Origin of the sequence: Arthrobacter oryzae (genome assembly GCF_003634095.1) — a bacterium.
Classification (GTDB): Bacteria; Actinomycetota; Actinomycetes; order Actinomycetales; family Micrococcaceae; genus Arthrobacter; species Arthrobacter oryzae.
The window spans coordinates 16,565-32,385 of the sequence record NZ_RBIR01000015.1 but is presented as its reverse complement, the minus strand read 5'-3'; the positions used below and the strand labels follow the sequence as shown (position 1 = coordinate 32,385).

The window sequence follows — 15,821 nt, the reverse complement described above, 5'->3', positions numbered from 1 at the left end:
CCATCACCCATCCGCACGCGTTTTCCGAAACCAAACACGTCTTCGGCGCGCGGTGGCACGTAATCGTTCCGGATTCCGCCTTCAAGCGCTACTTCCACTACCGGAACCGCGGCTACATGATCCGCCGCCACTTCCGGGTCAAGTCCTTCGTCGCGGATGTGGGCGGTTATCTCGGCTATTTCCTGCGCCGCGGCGACTTCCGCGGGCTGGCCGACTGGTTCCGGGCGTTTTCCACCGGGCTCCGCGGCAAGGGCTTCGGCCCGCTGGAGGATCCCGGCCCCCCGGGGTGAGTGGGCGGGCGGGAGAGACGGTAAGACATAGAAATTATTCAAACGAAAGGACCTCGTGACATGAGGCTTGAAGGCTGGCATCTCATCATCATCATCGTTCTGGCACTGGTGCTGTTCGCTGCACCGAAGCTGCCGGGGATGGCCCGCAGCCTGGGCCAGTCGATGCGCATTTTTAAGTCGGAAGTCCGGGAAATGAAGAAGGACGGCACCCCCGACGCCAACGAGGGCTCCGGGCCGGTCGAAGGCCGGGTCATCAACCACCCCAGGGCCGGCTCGCCGGAAAGCCGCACCGGCGATGGAACCGACGTTCCGCCGTCGGCCCGCGCCTAAGACCGCATGGCAGTAACCATGAGTCGTCGATCGAACCCCGAGGGGAGGATGGCGCTCCTCGACCATCTGAAAGAGCTGCGCAACCGGCTCTTCAAGGCGGCAATCGCCGTCGTCATCGGGACCGTGGTGGGCTTCGTCGTCTACCAGCCGTTTCTGGCTGCGCTGACCAAGCCAATCCGCGACCTGAACGAACAGCAGGGCCGTCAGGCCACCCTGAACTTTGACGGCGTCGCGAGCTCGTTTGATCTGATGATCCAGGTGTCCGTGTTTCTGGGCCTGATCATCGCCAGTCCCGTCTGGCTCTACCAGCTGTGGGCCTTCATTGTCCCCGGGCTGCACAAGAAGGAACGGCGCGTGGCGCTGTCCTTCGTCGCGGCGGCCGTGCCACTGTTCGTCGGCGGCGTTCTGCTGGCCTGGATGGTGCTGCCGAACGCGGTGCGCGTCCTGACCGAGTTCACGCCGGCGGGCGGCTCCAACTTCATCAGCGCCCAGGTGTACCTGACCTTCGTCCTGCGGCTGCTACTGGCCTTCGGCGTCGCGTTCCTGCTCCCGGTGGTCCTGTTCGGGCTGAACCTGGCCGGCCTCATCAAGGGCAGCCAGCTCCTGAAGAGCTGGCGGATCACCGTGTTCCTGGTGTGCCTCTTCGCCGCGATGGCCGCGCCCGGCGCCGACGCCACGAGCATGTTCTACCTGGCCGTGCCCATGCTGGCGCTGTTCTTCGCCGCGATCGGCCTCTGCCTGCTCAACGACCGCCGGCGCGAACGGCGCGCCGTCAAACGCGCCGCCGAGACCGAAGCCACGGCCGACCAGGCAACCCCCAGCTCCGAGCTGGAGAATTTCTAGGCTTCGGTATGAATCCCCACCGGAGCCCGCGCAGTGCCGGTTCCTCGACTCAAAGGATTGGATATGTTTGGGATTGGCGCTGAAAAATTCGTTGTTCTCCTCATCATTGGTGCTTTGGTCCTTGGACCGACCAAGCTGCCGGAGTATGCTGCGAAGCTTGGCCACCTCGTGCGGGAGGTACGACGAATGGCATCCGGCGCCCGGGAACGGCTGAACGAGGAACTCGGTCCCGACTTCCAGGACCTGGACTGGGGGCAGATGGACCCCCGACAGTACGATCCGCGGCGGATCATCCGCGAGGCACTGACCGACGACAACCCGCCAGCGCCGTCCGACACTCCCGCCACCTGACCGGCAACTGCAGCACCTCATGCGGCCCTCCAGTCATCGGTTCGCCCTTGGCCTGAGGCTCTATTGAAGGTCAACCAATAGCGAGAGCGTGGACTGGGTCGCCGATAAGGCTGTTTTTGGTCGGATGCCTTGAAGGAGAAGCTTCTTTGTCTTCGCACTCGATGCAGTACGAGTGGCCGGTCCCTTCGCGGGAAGTTGGGACCCGTCCCGGACCAGGAAACAGGAATGGCAGATGAACTCGTCCTTGGCCTGGGGAATGACCTGAACGATGAGTTCCTCGGCGACAACCTCTCCCAAACGTCACGGTTTCATCCAACGCGTCGGTCCCGTCGAGCTCCCGGACGACGCTGTGGGCATCCGGGGCGTTTGCCGACCGCAGGGCCTCCAGAGAACGGTCCAATTCTTTGACATCGGAACAGGTCCTTCCGTGAACCCTCGGGAGGTCCCGGGCCAGCGGGAGCCAGTGCCAAATTTCGGCATTGGTCACTACCCTTGTCAGGTTGAAGTACACCTCAACCTGACGTCAGGTACGTAGCCTAAGGTCCGTCGGAACAGGGTCCGATTCGGCACTTCTGACAGTGGCCCCAGTAACTCTCAGCGCCCAACCTGGCACCTGACTCGTCCCTGGCGGCACCGCGACACCTGGCAGGATAAGCGCGTCTCTTATAGGTGCCAGGAAAACGATAGACGCGCGTCCAACTATGGGCAGGTCTTACGGATCGACCGAATAGGACCGCCCCCCGGAAGAAAAGTCCGGATCCAACACACCTGGACTCTGTCGACCGATCGTAAACCACAGCCGCAGATATCCCCGGGGACGTTCCCGCTGAACCCGGAACGTCCTGGGAAACCGAGGGTCCGGGGCGCAAGGTCATGTTGCCTGCAACAGAGACCTGGATGAAGTGGCACCGGCAGAACCAGCAGGAGGGGAGCAAAATGCGGGTCGAAAAGCCACCCGTGGACGGTGTACACACCCCCTTTGGCCGGACAAATGGCCTCCAACCTCACCCCTCAGCCCACAGGAAGGAGGCAATCGAGGACAAAAAATCTTGAAGAGAGTTTCCGCAGGTCATGTCGTCAGCAAGAGCGCTCGGCATGAAGAGGTACAAGACCAACCACGGCCACCAGAACAATCCAGAAAGAGGAGACCCAACCGACCCTACGTCCGAACAAGCGGAGGGCCCACCAGCCAGGGCACTGAACTCGCCACCCCCACAACTTCACAGGCCACCGCGGCGGCCAGGCACTAGCAACAAGCGTCAGAGGGACCCGAACAGGGGTCAATGTACACACGTTAAAGCAAAGACCCCCTCTGACGAGGGGGAATGCTGTGCCCGAGGTGGGACTCGAACCCACACACCTTTCGATACCGCATTTTGAGTGCGGCGCGTCTGCCAATTCCGCCACTCGGGCGCGGAGTACACCAGTGTAACAATCACTCAACCACAGTGCTGTGAGCAACGCGATCGCTTCCAGTGCGCGAAATTACTCTACATGCAGATAGGCTGAATTCCAGAATCGCGCCAGTGACGCCGCATCGAACCAAACCGGTCCAAGTACATCGGCGGACGAAACCTATGATGGTGTAGTTCCCGCCGTACCTTTCCAAGGAGTTCCCGTGTCAGAACAGACGGAGTCATCCCCCACGTCCCAACCGGCTCGCCGCGTAATTGTCGCCGAGGATGAGACTCTCATTCGCCTGGACATCATCGAGATCCTGCGAGGCGAAGGCTACGACGTCGTCGGCGAAGCGGACAACGGCGAAAAGGCCGTACAGCTCGCCGAGGAGCTCAAGCCCGACTTGGTCCTTATGGACGTCAAGATGCCCGTCATGGACGGCATCACGGCCGCTGAAAAGATCGTCAAGGCCCGGATCGCCCCCGTGGTCCTGCTGACGGCGTTTAGCCAGAAGGAACTCGTGGAGCGCGCCCGCGACGCAGGCGCCATGGCGTACGTGGTCAAGCCGTTCACGCCTGCAGACCTCATCCCGGCCCTGGAGATCGCACTCTCCCGCCACGAGGAAATCAAGGCCCTCGAGAGCGAGGTCACCGACCTGCAGGAACAGTTCGCCACCCGCAAGCTCGTGGAGCGCGCCAAGAGCCTCCTGACCACCAAGATGGGCCTGACGGAACCGGAAGCGTTCCGCTGGATCCAGAAGACCTCCATGGACCGCCGCCTCAGCATGCGCGAGGTCGCCGAGACCATCATCAACCAGGTCAACTAGGGTCAAGCCGGTCAACTAGCGTCAGCTAGCTGCAGCCCGGCCTCGCAGCAAAACAGCAGCAAAAAGGGAGGATCCCCGCCAACCGGCGGGGATCCTCCCTTTTTGCGCTCAAGCGCTAAGAACTAGGGCTGGACCCGGTTCTTCTTCTTCTTTTCCGGCCACGGGCCGAGCTTATCCTTGGTGACGGTGGCTGCGCCGTGGCTGCCGGCGTCGGCGAGGTCGCCCACCTTGTGGACCTTCAGCAGGTTCGTGGAACCGGCCTTTCCGGGAGGCGAACCGGCGGCGATAACCACCAGGTCGCCGTCCTCGACGAGGTCCAGTTCGAGCAGGCTGCGGTCAACCTGGGCCGTCATCTCGTCGGTGTGGCCCACCATGGGGACCAGGACCGGCTGGATGCCCCAGGTCAGCGCGAGCTGGTTCCAGACGTGCTCCACCGGGGTGAAGGCGAAGACCGGCCGGATCGGGCGCAGTCGCGAGAGGCGGCGGGCCGAGTCACCGGACTGGGTGAAGGTACAGATGTACTTCGCTTCCAGCTGGTCGGCGATCTCGACGGCGGCCCGGGTGATGGCGCCGCCGCGGGTCTTGGGCTTGGTGCCCAGCGGGGGGACGCGCTCGAGGCCGTGGACCTCGGTGGACTCGATGATCCGGGCCATGACCTTGACGGTCTCGATCGGGTACTTGCCCACGCTGGTCTCGCCGGAGAGCATGACCGCGTCGGCGCCATCGAGCACTGCGTTGGCGCAGTCGGAGGCCTCCGCGCGGGTGGGGCGCGGGTTGTCGATCATGGATTCCAGGACCTGGGTGGCCACGATGACCGGCTTGGCCCAGCGGCGGGCCAGTTCAACGGCGCGCTTCTGGACAATCGGCACTTCCTCCAGCGGAAGTTCCACGCCGAGGTCGCCACGGGCCACCATGATGGCGTCGAAGGCGTCGATGATCTCGGGCAGCTGCTCCACGGCCTGCGGCTTCTCGATCTTGGCGATCACCGGCACGCGGCGACCTTCCTCGTCCATGATCTCGTGTACGCGCTTGATGTCCGAGGCATCCCGGACGAAGGAGAGGGCAACCATGTCCACGCCGCGGCGCATGGCCCAGCGCAGATCGTCTTCGTCCTTCTCGCTCAGCGCCGGCACGTTGACGGCCACGCCGGGCAGGTTGATGCCCTTGTTGTTCGATACCCAGCCACCAACGATCACCTGGGCGACCACCTTGACGGAGTCGACCTCGATGGCGCGCAGGGCGACCTTGCCGTCGTCGATCAGCAGGGCGTCGCCCGGCTGGACGTCTTCGGTGAGGCTCTTGAGCGTGGTGGAGCAGATGTCCTTGGTGCCCGGAACGTCCTCGGTGGTGATCGTGAACCTGTCACCGACCTCCAGAAGGTGCGGGCCATCGACAAAGCGGCCCAGACGGATCTTCGGGCCCTGCAAGTCAGCCATGATGGCCACGGCCTTGCCGAGCTGCCCGGCAGCCTTGCGAACGTTCTCGTAAGTGTTGTCATGCACGGAGTAATCACCGTGGCTCATGTTCATGCGTGCCACGTCGACGCCGGCTTCCAGCACGGCAAGCGTGTTGTCGAAGCTTGCAATTGCCGGTCCGAACGTGGCCACGATTTTAGCGCGTCTCATATACCTACCCTAGTGGTCTGTTGCATGGATTAAGTTGAAGCGAGTGTGAATCCCTGATGACCTGAAGAAACCAGTGACCGGCAGGACTACAGAACAGCCATCGCCTTGTCCGTCGGCGCGACGGGGGCCGGCAGGATCGTGCTGCCCATCAGGAACTTGTCCACCGCGGCGGCGCAGGCGCGCCCCTCAGCGATGGCCCAGACGATGAGCGACTGACCGCGGCCGGCGTCGCCGGCGACGAAAATGCCTTCGGTGTTGGTCATGTAGTAGCCGTCCCGGGCCACGTTGCCGCGGCCGTCGAACTCTGCGCTGACCTGCTCGGTGATGCCGGCCGGCTCGGGGCCGGTGAAGCCCAGCGACAGGAAGACGAGGTCCGCGGGAATGATCCGCTCGGTGCCGGCCTTCGGAAGGCGCTTGCCGTCGACGAATTCCGTCTCCGCGACCTTGACGCCGGTGAGTTTGCCGTTCTCCCCCACGAACTCCACGGTGGAGGCGAGGTAGGTGCGTTCGCCGCCTTCCTCGTGCGCGCTGGCGACCTCGAAGAGGGTGGGAAACGTCGGCCACGGCTGGTGGCCCGCCCGCTCGACGGGCGGCTGCTTGCCGATCGCCAGGGTGGTCACGGACGCGGCCTGGTGCCGGTGCGCGGTGCCGAGGCAGTCGGCACCGGTGTCGCCGCCGCCGAGGATCACCACATGCTTGCCGGCGGCGTTGATCTGGTTCTCCACGGTCTCCCCCGCCACAACGCGGTTGGCCGGCACGAGGTAGTCCATGGCGAAGTGGATGCCCTCAAGCTGGCGGCCCGGGATGGGCAGGTCACGCGGGACGGTGGCGCCGGTGGCGATCACGACGGCGTCGTACCGGCGGCGTAGTTGCTCCCACGTCACGTCGGTACCGACGGCAACCCCGGTGCGGAACCGGGTGCCTTCGGCCTTCATCTGCTCGAGCCGGCGGTCCACCTGCTCCTTTTCCATCTTGAAGTCGGGGATGCCGTAGCGCAGGAGCCCGCCGATCTTGTCGTCGCGCTCGTAGACCGCCACTGTGTGGCCCACGCGGGTCAGCTGCTGGGCGACGGCCAGTCCGGCCGGGCCGGAGCCGACGACGGCGACCGTCTTACCGGTCAGTCGCGCCGGCGGCAACGGGTTGACCCAGCCGTTTTCGAAGGCCTGATCCACGATCGACACCTCGACCTGCTTGATGGTCACCGCCGGCTGGTTGATGCCCAGCACGCAGGAGGCCTCGCAGGGTGCCGGGCACAGCCGGCCCGTGAACTCGGGGAAGTTGTTGGTGGCGTGCAGCCGCTCCATCGCTTCCTCGCCCTTGTCCCGCCAGATGAGGTCGTTCCACTCCGGAATGAGGTTGCCCAGCGGGCAGCCCTGGTGGCAGAACGGGATGCCGCAATCCATGCAGCGGCCCGCCTGGCTCTTCAGGACACCCTTTTCCTGGGCCTCGTAGACCTCTTTCCAGTCCATGATGCGGACCGGAACGGGACGGCGCGGCTGGGTTTCACGCTGACGTACTTTCAGAAATCCGCGTGGATCAGCCACCGGTCACCTCCAGGATTCGAGACCAAACTTCTTCGCCGTCGGGGTCCAGGCCCTCTTCGATGGCGTCGAGACGGGTTTGCAGAACGGCCGCGTAGTCGCGCGGCAGCACCTTGGTTATGCGGGCTGCGGTGTCATCGAAGTTCTCCAGGAGCCGGGCCGCGAGGAGCGACTCGGTTTCCTCGGAGTGCTTGAGCAGCAGCCCGTGGACGATTTCGCGGTCCTCGGCGTCGAGCTCGCGCAGCTGCAGCTCGCCGGATTCGAGGGCCTGCTTGTTGACGCGTTCGGTCTGCAGGTCCAGCACGTAGGCCGTACCTCCGGACATTCCGGCGCCGAAGTTGCGGCCGGTGCGCCCGATGATGAGCGTCTGGCCGCCGGTCATGTATTCACAGCCGTGGTCGCCGATGCCTTCGGCCACCGCGGTGGCGCCTGAGTTGCGCACCAGGAAGCGTTCTCCGACCTGGCCGCGCAGGAACATCTCGCCGCTCGTGGCGCCGTAGCCGATCACGTTGCCGGCGATCACGTTGCGCTCTGCCCGGAACACGTTGGTGCGGTCCGGCCGGACGATGATGCGCCCGCCGGACAGACCCTTGCCGACGTAGTCGTTGGAGTCGCCGAACAACCGCAGCGTGATGCCGGCCGGCAGGAATGCTCCAAGCGACTGGCCGGCGGTGCCACTGAGCGTGATGTCGATGGTGTCCGTGGCCAGCACGTCGGTGCTGAAGGTCTTCGTGACGACGTGGCCCAGCATGGTGCCGACGGAGCGGTCCGTGTTGATGACGTTCACCGAGATCTTCACCGGCGTGCGGTCGCTGAGGGCCTCCGCCGCCATGGCAATCAGGCGCTGGTCGAAGTGCTTGTCCAGCTCGTGGTTCTGGCCGGTCAGGTTGCGCAGCGGCGCGTCGTCGTCGAACTCGAGGCCGTGGAGGATCGGATCCAGGTCCAGCCCCTCGGCCTTCCAGTGACTGATCGCCTCACGGGAATCGAGCATCTCGGCGTGGCCGATCGCTTCCTCGATGCTGCGGAAGCCCAGTTCCGCGAGGATTTCGCGGACCTCCTCGGCGAGGAACTCGAAGAAGTTCACCACGAATTCGGGCTTGCCGGTGAACCTGGAGCGCAGCTCGGGGTTCTGCGTGGCGACGCCCACCGGGCAGGTGTCCAGGTGGCAGACGCGCATCATGATGCAGCCCGAGACCACCAGCGGGGCGGTGGCGAAACCGAACTCTTCGCCGCCCAGCAGGGCAGCGATCACGACGTCGCGGCCGGTCTTGAGCTGACCGTCCACCTGCACCACCACACGGTCGCGCAGGCCGTTGAGCATGAGAGTCTGCTGCGTCTCGGCGAGGCCGAGCTCCCACGGGACGCCAGCGTGCTTGAGCGAGTTCAGCGGCGAGGCGCCGGTACCGCCGTCGTGCCCGGAAACCAGGACGACGTCGGCCTTCGCCTTGGTGACGCCGGCCGCCACGGTGCCGATCCCGACCTCGGAGACGAGCTTGACGTGCACGCGGGCCGAGGGGTTGGCGCGCTTGGCGTCATAGATCAGCTGCGCGAGGTCCTCGATGGAGTAGATGTCGTGGTGCGGCGGCGGCGAAATCAGGCCGACGCCGGGCGTCGAGTGCCGCGTGCGGGCTACCCAGGGGTAGACCTTCTGCGCCATCAACTGGCCGCCTTCGCCGGGCTTGGCACCCTGCGCCATCTTGATCTGGATGTCGTCCGCGTTGGACAAGTACAGGCTGGTGACGCCGAAGCGGCCGGAGGCGATCTGCTTGACCGCGGAACGACGGGTGGGATCGAGCAGGCGGTCCACGTCCTCGCCGCCTTCACCGGTGTTGGACTTGCCGCCCAGCCGGTTCATGGCGATCGCGAGGGTCTCGTGGGCTTCCTGCGAGATGGAGCCGTAGCTCATGGCGCCGGTGGAGAAGCGCTTGACGATGCTGGAGACGGGCTCCACTTCCTCGAGCGGCACCGCGGGACGCAGCCCGGCCTTGAACTTCAGCAGCCCGCGCAGGGTCATGAGGTTCTCGGACTGGTCATCAACGCCGCGGGTGTAGGCCTTGAAGATGTCGTAGCGACGTTCACGCGTGGCATGCTGCAGCCGGAAGACGGTCTCCGGGTTGAACAGGTGGGGTTCGCCGTCACGGCGCCACTGGTACTCGCCGCCACCGAGCAGCGGCTGGTGCGGCAGCTCGATCCCGTTTTCGGGGTAGGCCATGCGGTGGCGGGCCAGGACTTCGGCGGCAATGACTTCGAGGCCGACGCCGCCGAGCTGGGAATGGGTGCCGGAGAAGTACTCGTCCACCAGGTCCTGGCCCAGGCCGAGCGCCTCGAACGTCTGGGCGCCGGTGTAGGACGCCACCGTGGAGATGCCCATCTTGGACATGATCTTCAGGACACCCTTGCCGAGGCCCTTGATCAGGTTGTAGACGCCGTCCTGCGGGGTGACCCCCACGACGTCGCCGGAGGCGATGAGCTGTTCCACGGATTCCATGGCCAGGTACGGGTTCACGGCGGAGGCGCCGTAACCGATCAGCACGGCGACGTGGTGCGTCTCGCGAACGTCGCCGGCCTCCACCACGAGGGCGGTCTTGGTGCGGTTGGCGCTGCGCAGCAGGTGGTGGTGCACGGCGCTGACGAGCAGCAGGGACGGGATCGGTGCCCACTGGGCGTTCGAGTCACGGTCCGAGAGCACCACATACTGGACGCCGCGGTTGATGGCACCGGAGACCTGCTCGCAGATTTCGGTGAGCCGGGCGCGGAGGGCGTTCTCGCCGCCTTCGGGGCGGTAGAGACCGCGGACCTTCATGGCGACCCGATCGCCGTCGGCGCTTTCGATGTTCGCGATCTTGGCCAGCTGGTCATTGTTGATCACCGGGAACGGCAGGGCGATCTGCGGTTGCCGGACCCGCTTGGTGTCCAGCAGATTCCCGTTCGGGCCGATCGCGCAGGTCAGGGACGTGACGAGCTCTTCGCGGATGGCATCCAGCGGCGGGTTGGTGACCTGCGCGAAGGACTGGACGAAGTAATCGAACAGCAACCGCGGGCGTTTGGAGAGCACGGCCACGGGGGTATCGGAGCCCATGGCACCGAGCGGTTCGGCGCCGGTGCGCGCCATCGGGCCCAGCAGGATCCTCAGTTCCTCGGTGGTGTAGCCGAAGGTCCGCTGCCGGATGTTGACGGACGCCGCGGTGTGGACCACGTGCTCGCGCTCGGGGAGGTCCTTGAGGTCGATCAGGTTGTCCTTGAGCCATTCGGCCCACGGGTTCGCGGCGGCAACCTCGGCCTTGACCTCGGCGTCGTCGATGATGCGGCCGGCCTCGGTGTCCACCAGGAACATCTTGCCCGGCGATACGCGGCCCTTCTTGACCACCTTGGAAGCTTCGACGTCGATCACGCCGACCTCGGAGGCGAAGACGATGAGCCCGTCCTCCGTGATCCAGTAGCGGCCCGGGCGCAGTCCGTTGCGGTCCAGGGTGGCGCCGACCAGGTTGCCGTCCGTGAAGGAGACGGCCGCGGGGCCGTCCCAGGGCTCCATGAGCATGGAGTGGTACTCGTAGAAGGCGCGGCGGGCCGGGTCCATGGTGGCGTGGTTTTCCCACGCCTCCGGAATCATCATCATGATCGAGTGCGTGATGGGCCGGCCGGAAAGCCACAGCAGCTCCGCAACCTCGTCAAACGAAGCGGAGTCCGAGGCGCCGGGGGTGCAGATCGGGAACAGCTCTTCCGGGGAGTTCCCCAGCAGCGAGCTGGCCAGCTGGGACTGCCGTGCCCGCATCCAGTTGCGGTTGCCCTTGACGGTGTTGATCTCGCCGTTGTGCGCGATCGTGCGGAAGGGCTGGGCCAGGGGCCAGGACGGGAAAGTATTGGTGGAGAAGCGCGAGTGGACGATCGCGAGCTTGGTCTTGAAGCGCTTGTCTGAAAGGTCCGGGTAGAAAGGCTCGAGCTGGGCGGTGGTGAGCATGCCCTTGTAGACGATGGTGCGGCAGGACAGCGACGGGAAGTACACGCCGAACTTGTTCTGGGCGCGTTTGCGGATCCGCCAGGCGCGGGAATCGAGTTCGTTGCGTTCGAGGGTTTCTCCGGTGCTGGAGGCGAAGAACGGCTGCGAGAAGTGCGGCATGCAGGCCCGGGCCATGGCCCCGACCAGGTCCGCCACAATCGGGACCTCGCGCCAACCCAGGACCGTCAGGCCCTCGTCCGCGGCAAGGCCTTCGATTCCGAGCCGGGCGGCGTCGGATTCGCGCTGCTCGGCCGGCAGGAAAGCCGTTCCCACCACGTACTGGCCGGGGGCCGGAAGCTCGAAGTCGGTGACTGCACGGAAGAATTCGTCGGGGACCTGCATGAGGAGGCCGGCGCCGTCGCCGGTTCCCTCATCCGCGCCCACGGCGCCGCGGTGTTCGAGGTTGCGCAGGGCGGTCAGGGCCGCGTCGACGATGTCGTAGCCCGGCTCGCCGCGCAGCGTGGCGATGATGGCCAGCCCGCAGGCGTCCTTCTCGTTCTCCGGGTTGTAGAGCCCGGCAGCGGCCGGGATCGACGCGAAGCGTGCGAAGGGTGACATGGCGGCCGACGGCTGGTCCGGATCGGACCAGCTGGGGCTGTGAAGAGTTTGGGTCATTGGAGACGTCCTTCCTCCTGATCGTGCGTATGGGAGGGACAACATTGGCCCCACTCAGCAGGCCGGTGTGACGGGCGCAACAGAGTGTTTTTCTAACTGGAATTGTAGGCCAGCCCGGCCTCCTGTACTAACAGTTACGCAGGTGCTGGCCCGGGCTTGCGTGGACGGCGCCTATCTGCTGTCCGCCACAATCCCTCTTGCCACGACGCTGTGGGCTCGGGCCCTGCGAGCTGTAGCTCCGCAACCCGGGTTGCCGGTGCCGAGCTACTTGGTGCCCTCAGCATCCGGAGCGGTTCCAGTTGCCTGGCGGCCGGATACTCCGGCTGCCCGGGCTCCGGCGGCGGGCATGGTGCCGCCGGTGGAGTCCGCGGCCGCACCCGCATCCGCTGCTGCGGACGCTGATGCGGGAACTGGCCCGCTGTGGTTATTCCGGAGATTAGCACGGGATTCACTATCTGAGACAGCTGCGTCCGCATGACGGACCGTTGTCGCGTCTGCGGGGACGGCAGCACGACGCCCCGTGCCGCCGGCGGCGGCTCCTGCTGCAGCGCCCGGTTCAGCGTTGGCGAGCACGTCCTGGTCGGCGGCGCCTGCGTCAGCGCCGCGGTCTCCGCTGCGGTCACCGCCGGCGGGGTGTTCGACGGCGTAGGCGTCTTCGGTGCCGTCGGCGTCTTCGGTGCGTTCGACGTCGGCGTCGTCGCCTTCGGTGCGATCGGCGTCGGCGTCGACTTCGTCGGCGCTAACTGCCGCGGCGGGTTCACGCCCCGGCAGGAACGGGGTGTCGGGCTCCGAGGGCTTGCGCAGTCCGAGCAGGATGAACGCGATCAGGGCTCCTGCGAAGACAAAGATGCTGGTCCAGACATTGAGCCGGGTGGTGATCCCGAAGAGGCTGATCTGTTCGGCGTCGTCGATCCGCATGGCCTCGATCCAGACCCGTCCCAGGGTGTAGTACATGGCGTAGAGGCAGAAGAGGCGGCCGCGGCGGAAACTGAACTTTCGGTCCAGGGCCAGCAGGATCAGAACGCCTGCGATATTCCACAGGGACTCGTAGAGGAATGTCGGATGGAAGAGCGTCCCGGGAGCCATGCCGGCGGGGAAATTCGGACTGTTGGGGTCGATCTGCAGGCCCCACGGGAGCGTGGTGGGTCCGCCGAAGAGTTCCTGGTTGAAGTAGTTGCCCCACCGGCCAATCGCCTGGGCCAGCAGCAGCCCGGGCGCGGCCGCGTCCATGAAGGCACTCAGCTTCACCCCGGCCCGCCGGCACCCGATCCAGGCGCCCACGGCGCCCAGGACGACGGCGCCCCAGATGCCCAGGCCGCCGCGCTGGATCTGTGGAATCAGGGACAGGTCGCCGGTGCCGTTAAACCCGGGACCGAAGTAGGCATCAGGCGAGGAGAACACATGGTAGAGCCGTCCGCCGATGATGCCGAACGGGATCGCCCAGATGGCGATGTCCCAGACGCTGCCCTCGGGGGCGCCGCGGCGCGCCCAACGGACGGACGTGAGCCAGAGTCCGGCAACGATGCCGGCGAGAATGCACAGGGCGTAGGCATGGATGCGCAGTGACCCCCACGGCAGCGGGATATCGAATCCGGACCAGCTGGGGCTCGGAATACTCGCGGGAAACATCGCCGCCGCGTGGAGGACTGACTGCATTGCTTACGCTTCTTCCCTGGTAAGGCCGGTGCTGAGGTCTTTCGTCAAGGAGGCTACCGCATCCACGCCGCCGTCCCGGATGGCCGCGACCAGGGCCGTGCCAACAATCACGCCGTCGGCATACTCGGCGATCTCACGGACGTGGCCCGCGTTGGAGACACCCAGCCCCACGCAGACACGCTCGGCGCCTGCGGCGTGCGCGGCGGCGACGACATCCTTGGCCGCGGAACTGACCGAGGTCCGGGCACCGGTGACACCCATGATGGAGACGGCGTACACGAATCCGCGGCTCGCCTCGACGGTGCGCTTCATGCGTTCCGGAGAGGATGACGGGGCCACGAGGAACACCCGGTCCAGGCCGTACCGGTCCGAGGCAGCCATCCATTCGGCTGCCTCGTCGGGGATGAGGTCGGGCGTGATCAGCCCGGCTCCCCCGGCCTCGGCCAGGCGGCGGGAGAACTCGTCCACGCCCATCCGGACCACCGGGTTCCAGTACGTCATGACCAGGACGGCCGCGTCGGTCTTGCTCGTGATGCCGCGGACGACGTCGAAGACCTGCCGGACGTGGAAGCCGTTCGCGAGGGCCTCGGTGGTGGCCGCCTGGATGACCTGGCCGTCCATGACCGGATCGGAGTACGGGATGCCGATTTCGATAAGGTCCGCGCCGTTCTCGGCCAGGGCGATGCCCGCGGCGATGGTGGCTTCGACGCTCGGGTAGCCGGCGGGCAGGTACCCGATCAGGGCGGCCCGGCCCTGCGCGCGGGCACGGTCAATGGCCGCGGCCGACTTGCTGGCGTGCTGGGCGTCGTTGAGCTGGGCGGCAGGCTTGGTGGTGTCCTGCGCGCCGTCGTGGGTGGTGCTCACAGCTGTTCCCCCTCCTTGGCGATTTCGGCTTCGGGCGAATCCTTGTCCAGCAGGTCGAACCATTCAGCGGCGGTTGCCACGTCCTTGTCGCCGCGGCCGGAAAGGTTCACGAGCACGATCTTCTCTGAAATTTCGCCTGCGGCCCCGCCGGCTGCGGCAACCTCGGCCGCGAGCCGCTGGCCGACTTTCATGGCGCCGGCGAGGGCGTGGGCGGATTCAATGGCGGGGATGATGCCCTCGGTGCGGCAGAGGAGGCGGAAGGCCTCCATCGCTTCGCTGTCCGTGATGGGCTCGTAGCTGACCCGGCCGATGTCGGCGAGGTAGGAGTGCTCCGGACCGACGCCGGGGTAGTCCAGGCCGGCGGAGATGGAGTGTGACTCGATGGTCTGGCCGTCGTCATCCTGCATGAGGTAGGAACGCGCGCCGTGCAGCACACCGGGCTTGCCGAGGGTGATGGTGGCGGCGTGGCGTCCGGTTTCTACGCCCTCGCCGCCGGCCTCGAAGCCGTAGATCTTGACCGAGGGGTCATCGAGGAAGCCGTGGAAGATGCCGATCGCGTTGGAGCCGCCGCCGATGCAGGCACACACGGCATCCGGGAGCCGGCCCGTCTGGTCCAGGATCTGGGCCCGGGCTTCCTCGCCGATCACTTCGTGGAAGTACCGGACCATGGCCGGGAACGGGTGCGCGCCGGCGGCGGTGCCCAGCAGGTAGTGGGTGTTGCCCACGTTCGCCACCCAGTCGCGCAGGGCCTCGTTGATGGCGTCCTTGAGCGTCTGGGATCCGCTGGTCACCGGGATGACCGTGGCGCCGAGGAGTTCCATCCGGGCAACATTGAGGGACTGCCGGCGGCAGTCCTCGGCGCCCATGTAGACCACGCACTCCAGCCCGAGCAGGGCAGCCGCCGTCGCGCTGGCAACGCCGTGCTGGCCCGCGCCCGTTTCAGCGATGACGCGGGTTTTGCCCATCCGTTTGGCGAGCAGCGCCTGGCCCAGGACGTTGTTGATCTTGTGTGAACCGGTGTGGTTGAGGTCTTCGCGTTTGAGGAAGACCCGCACGCCGCCCGCGTGCTCGGCGAAGCGCTTGGCCTCGGTCAGCAGCGAGGGCCGGCCGGAGTAGTTCTTGTTCAGGTCGGCGATCTGGGCGGTGAACTCCGGATCGGCCTTGGCCTTCTCGAAGGTGTCCTCGAGCTCGTCCAGGGCCGCGATGAGGGACTCGGGCATCCACCGGCCGCCGTAGTTACCGAAATAGGGTCCCGGGGCGTGCCGCAGGGACGGTTCGCCCTGTGTCAGGTGCTCCTGCGGGCGGTCGCCCTGCAGGAACGCGTCCACGGCACTTTCGTCAGAGCCGGCTGCTGGCGCATTGACCATCAGTCTCACCATCCTGTTCCACTGCTAGCTTTGGGGATCTGCAGATGAGATCCGCTCATTGGCCGGGCAACTGCGGGCCCGGTACCGCTCGTGGCCCGGGCGGAACGCCAGGACCGGC

At 66.1% G+C, this 15,821-nt stretch carries 10 protein-coding genes, 1 tRNA gene and 2 pseudogenes; 5 read left to right on the top strand and 8 right to left on the bottom strand.

Features of this window, described 5'->3' with window-relative positions; translation table 11 throughout:
• The 4 genes and pseudogenes from C8D78_RS19515 to C8D78_RS19500 form a co-directional block, all read left to right on the top strand.
• Positions 1-290: pseudogene (locus C8D78_RS19515) on the top strand (glycosyl transferase); the annotation flags it as partial.
• A gap of 60 nt (positions 291-350) precedes the next feature.
• Complete coding sequence (gene tatA / locus C8D78_RS19510) at positions 351-620, top strand: Sec-independent protein translocase subunit TatA (protein WP_120955548.1); 270 nt, start codon at positions 351-353, stop codon at positions 618-620.
• A gap of 48 nt (positions 621-668) precedes the next feature.
• Positions 669-1,463 carry a twin-arginine translocase subunit TatC gene (gene tatC, locus C8D78_RS19505; RefSeq protein WP_208642017.1) on the top strand — a complete coding sequence of 265 codons (795 nt, stop codon included), beginning with the start codon at positions 669-671 and terminating at the stop codon, positions 1,461-1,463.
• A 63-nt stretch (positions 1,464-1,526) separates the two neighbouring features.
• The gene (locus C8D78_RS19500; protein WP_120955545.1) at positions 1,527-1,814 is read left to right on the top strand and encodes a twin-arginine translocase TatA/TatE family subunit; all 288 of its coding nucleotides are present in this window, start codon (positions 1,527-1,529) and stop codon (positions 1,812-1,814) included.
• A 151-nt stretch (positions 1,815-1,965) separates the two neighbouring features.
• On the opposite strand, the pseudogene C8D78_RS19495 reads toward C8D78_RS19500, so the two are convergent.
• Both C8D78_RS19495 and C8D78_RS19490 read right to left on the bottom strand, forming a co-directional pair.
• Positions 1,966-2,268: pseudogene (locus C8D78_RS19495) on the bottom strand (DUF4193 family protein); the annotation flags it as partial.
• Positions 2,269-3,145: 877 nt separating this feature from the next.
• Positions 3,146-3,227, bottom strand: a tRNA-Leu gene (locus tag C8D78_RS19490).
• Positions 3,228-3,432: 205 nt separating this feature from the next.
• On the opposite strand from C8D78_RS19490, the gene C8D78_RS19485 reads away from it, so the two are divergent.
• Positions 3,433-4,038, top strand: coding sequence for an ANTAR domain-containing response regulator (locus C8D78_RS19485; RefSeq protein WP_120955543.1), 606 nt, complete (start codon positions 3,433-3,435; stop codon positions 4,036-4,038).
• Positions 4,039-4,160: 122 nt separating this feature from the next.
• Here the strand turns inward: C8D78_RS19485 and pyk are convergent, their stop codons facing one another.
• The 6 genes from pyk to trpB form a co-directional block, all read right to left on the bottom strand.
• A complete protein-coding gene (gene pyk / locus C8D78_RS19480; RefSeq protein WP_120955541.1) occupies positions 4,161-5,663 on the bottom strand; it encodes a pyruvate kinase in 1,503 nt (500 codons plus the stop codon).
• An 86-nt stretch (positions 5,664-5,749) separates the two neighbouring features.
• On the bottom strand, positions 5,750-7,207 hold the full coding sequence (locus C8D78_RS19475) for a glutamate synthase subunit beta (RefSeq protein ID WP_120955539.1): 1,458 nt from the start codon (positions 7,205-7,207) through the stop codon (positions 5,750-5,752).
• The gene (gene gltB / locus C8D78_RS19470) at positions 7,200-11,816 is read right to left on the bottom strand and encodes a glutamate synthase large subunit (RefSeq protein ID WP_120955537.1); all 4,617 of its coding nucleotides are present in this window, start codon (positions 11,814-11,816) and stop codon (positions 7,200-7,202) included. The genes C8D78_RS19475 and gltB overlap by 8 nt, the downstream gene beginning before the upstream one ends.
• Before the next feature lie 264 nt (positions 11,817-12,080).
• Entirely contained in the window at positions 12,081-13,472 is a 1,392-nt protein-coding gene (gene lgt / locus C8D78_RS19465; protein WP_120955535.1) for a prolipoprotein diacylglyceryl transferase, read from the bottom strand.
• Between the two features lie 3 nt (positions 13,473-13,475).
• Complete coding sequence (trpA, locus tag C8D78_RS19460) at positions 13,476-14,246, bottom strand: tryptophan synthase subunit alpha (RefSeq protein WP_244208517.1); 771 nt, start codon at positions 14,244-14,246, stop codon at positions 13,476-13,478.
• Positions 14,247-14,332: 86 nt separating this feature from the next.
• On the bottom strand, positions 14,333-15,703 hold the full coding sequence (gene trpB / locus C8D78_RS19455; protein ID WP_120955531.1) for a tryptophan synthase subunit beta: 1,371 nt from the start codon (positions 15,701-15,703) through the stop codon (positions 14,333-14,335).
• Positions 15,704-15,821: the final 118 nt, after the last annotated feature.

Coding starts and splice junctions, on each gene's coding strand:
- tatA (WP_120955548.1), top strand. CDS start 351: ATGAGGCTTGAAGGCTGGCATCTCATCATCATCATCGTTCTGGCACTG.
- tatC (WP_208642017.1), top strand. CDS start 669: ATGGCGCTCCTCGACCATCTGAAAGAGCTGCGCAACCGGCTCTTCAAG.
- C8D78_RS19500 (WP_120955545.1), top strand. CDS start 1,527: ATGTTTGGGATTGGCGCTGAAAAATTCGTTGTTCTCCTCATCATTGGT.
- pyk (WP_120955541.1), bottom strand. CDS start 5,663: ATGAGACGCGCTAAAATCGTGGCCACGTTCGGACCGGCAATTGCAAGC.
- gltB (WP_120955537.1), bottom strand. CDS start 11,816: ATGACCCAAACTCTTCACAGCCCCAGCTGGTCCGATCCGGACCAGCCG.
- lgt (WP_120955535.1), bottom strand. CDS start 13,472: ATGCAGTCAGTCCTCCACGCGGCGGCGATGTTTCCCGCGAGTATTCCG.
- trpB (WP_120955531.1), bottom strand. CDS start 15,703: ATGGTCAATGCGCCAGCAGCCGGCTCTGACGAAAGTGCCGTGGACGCG.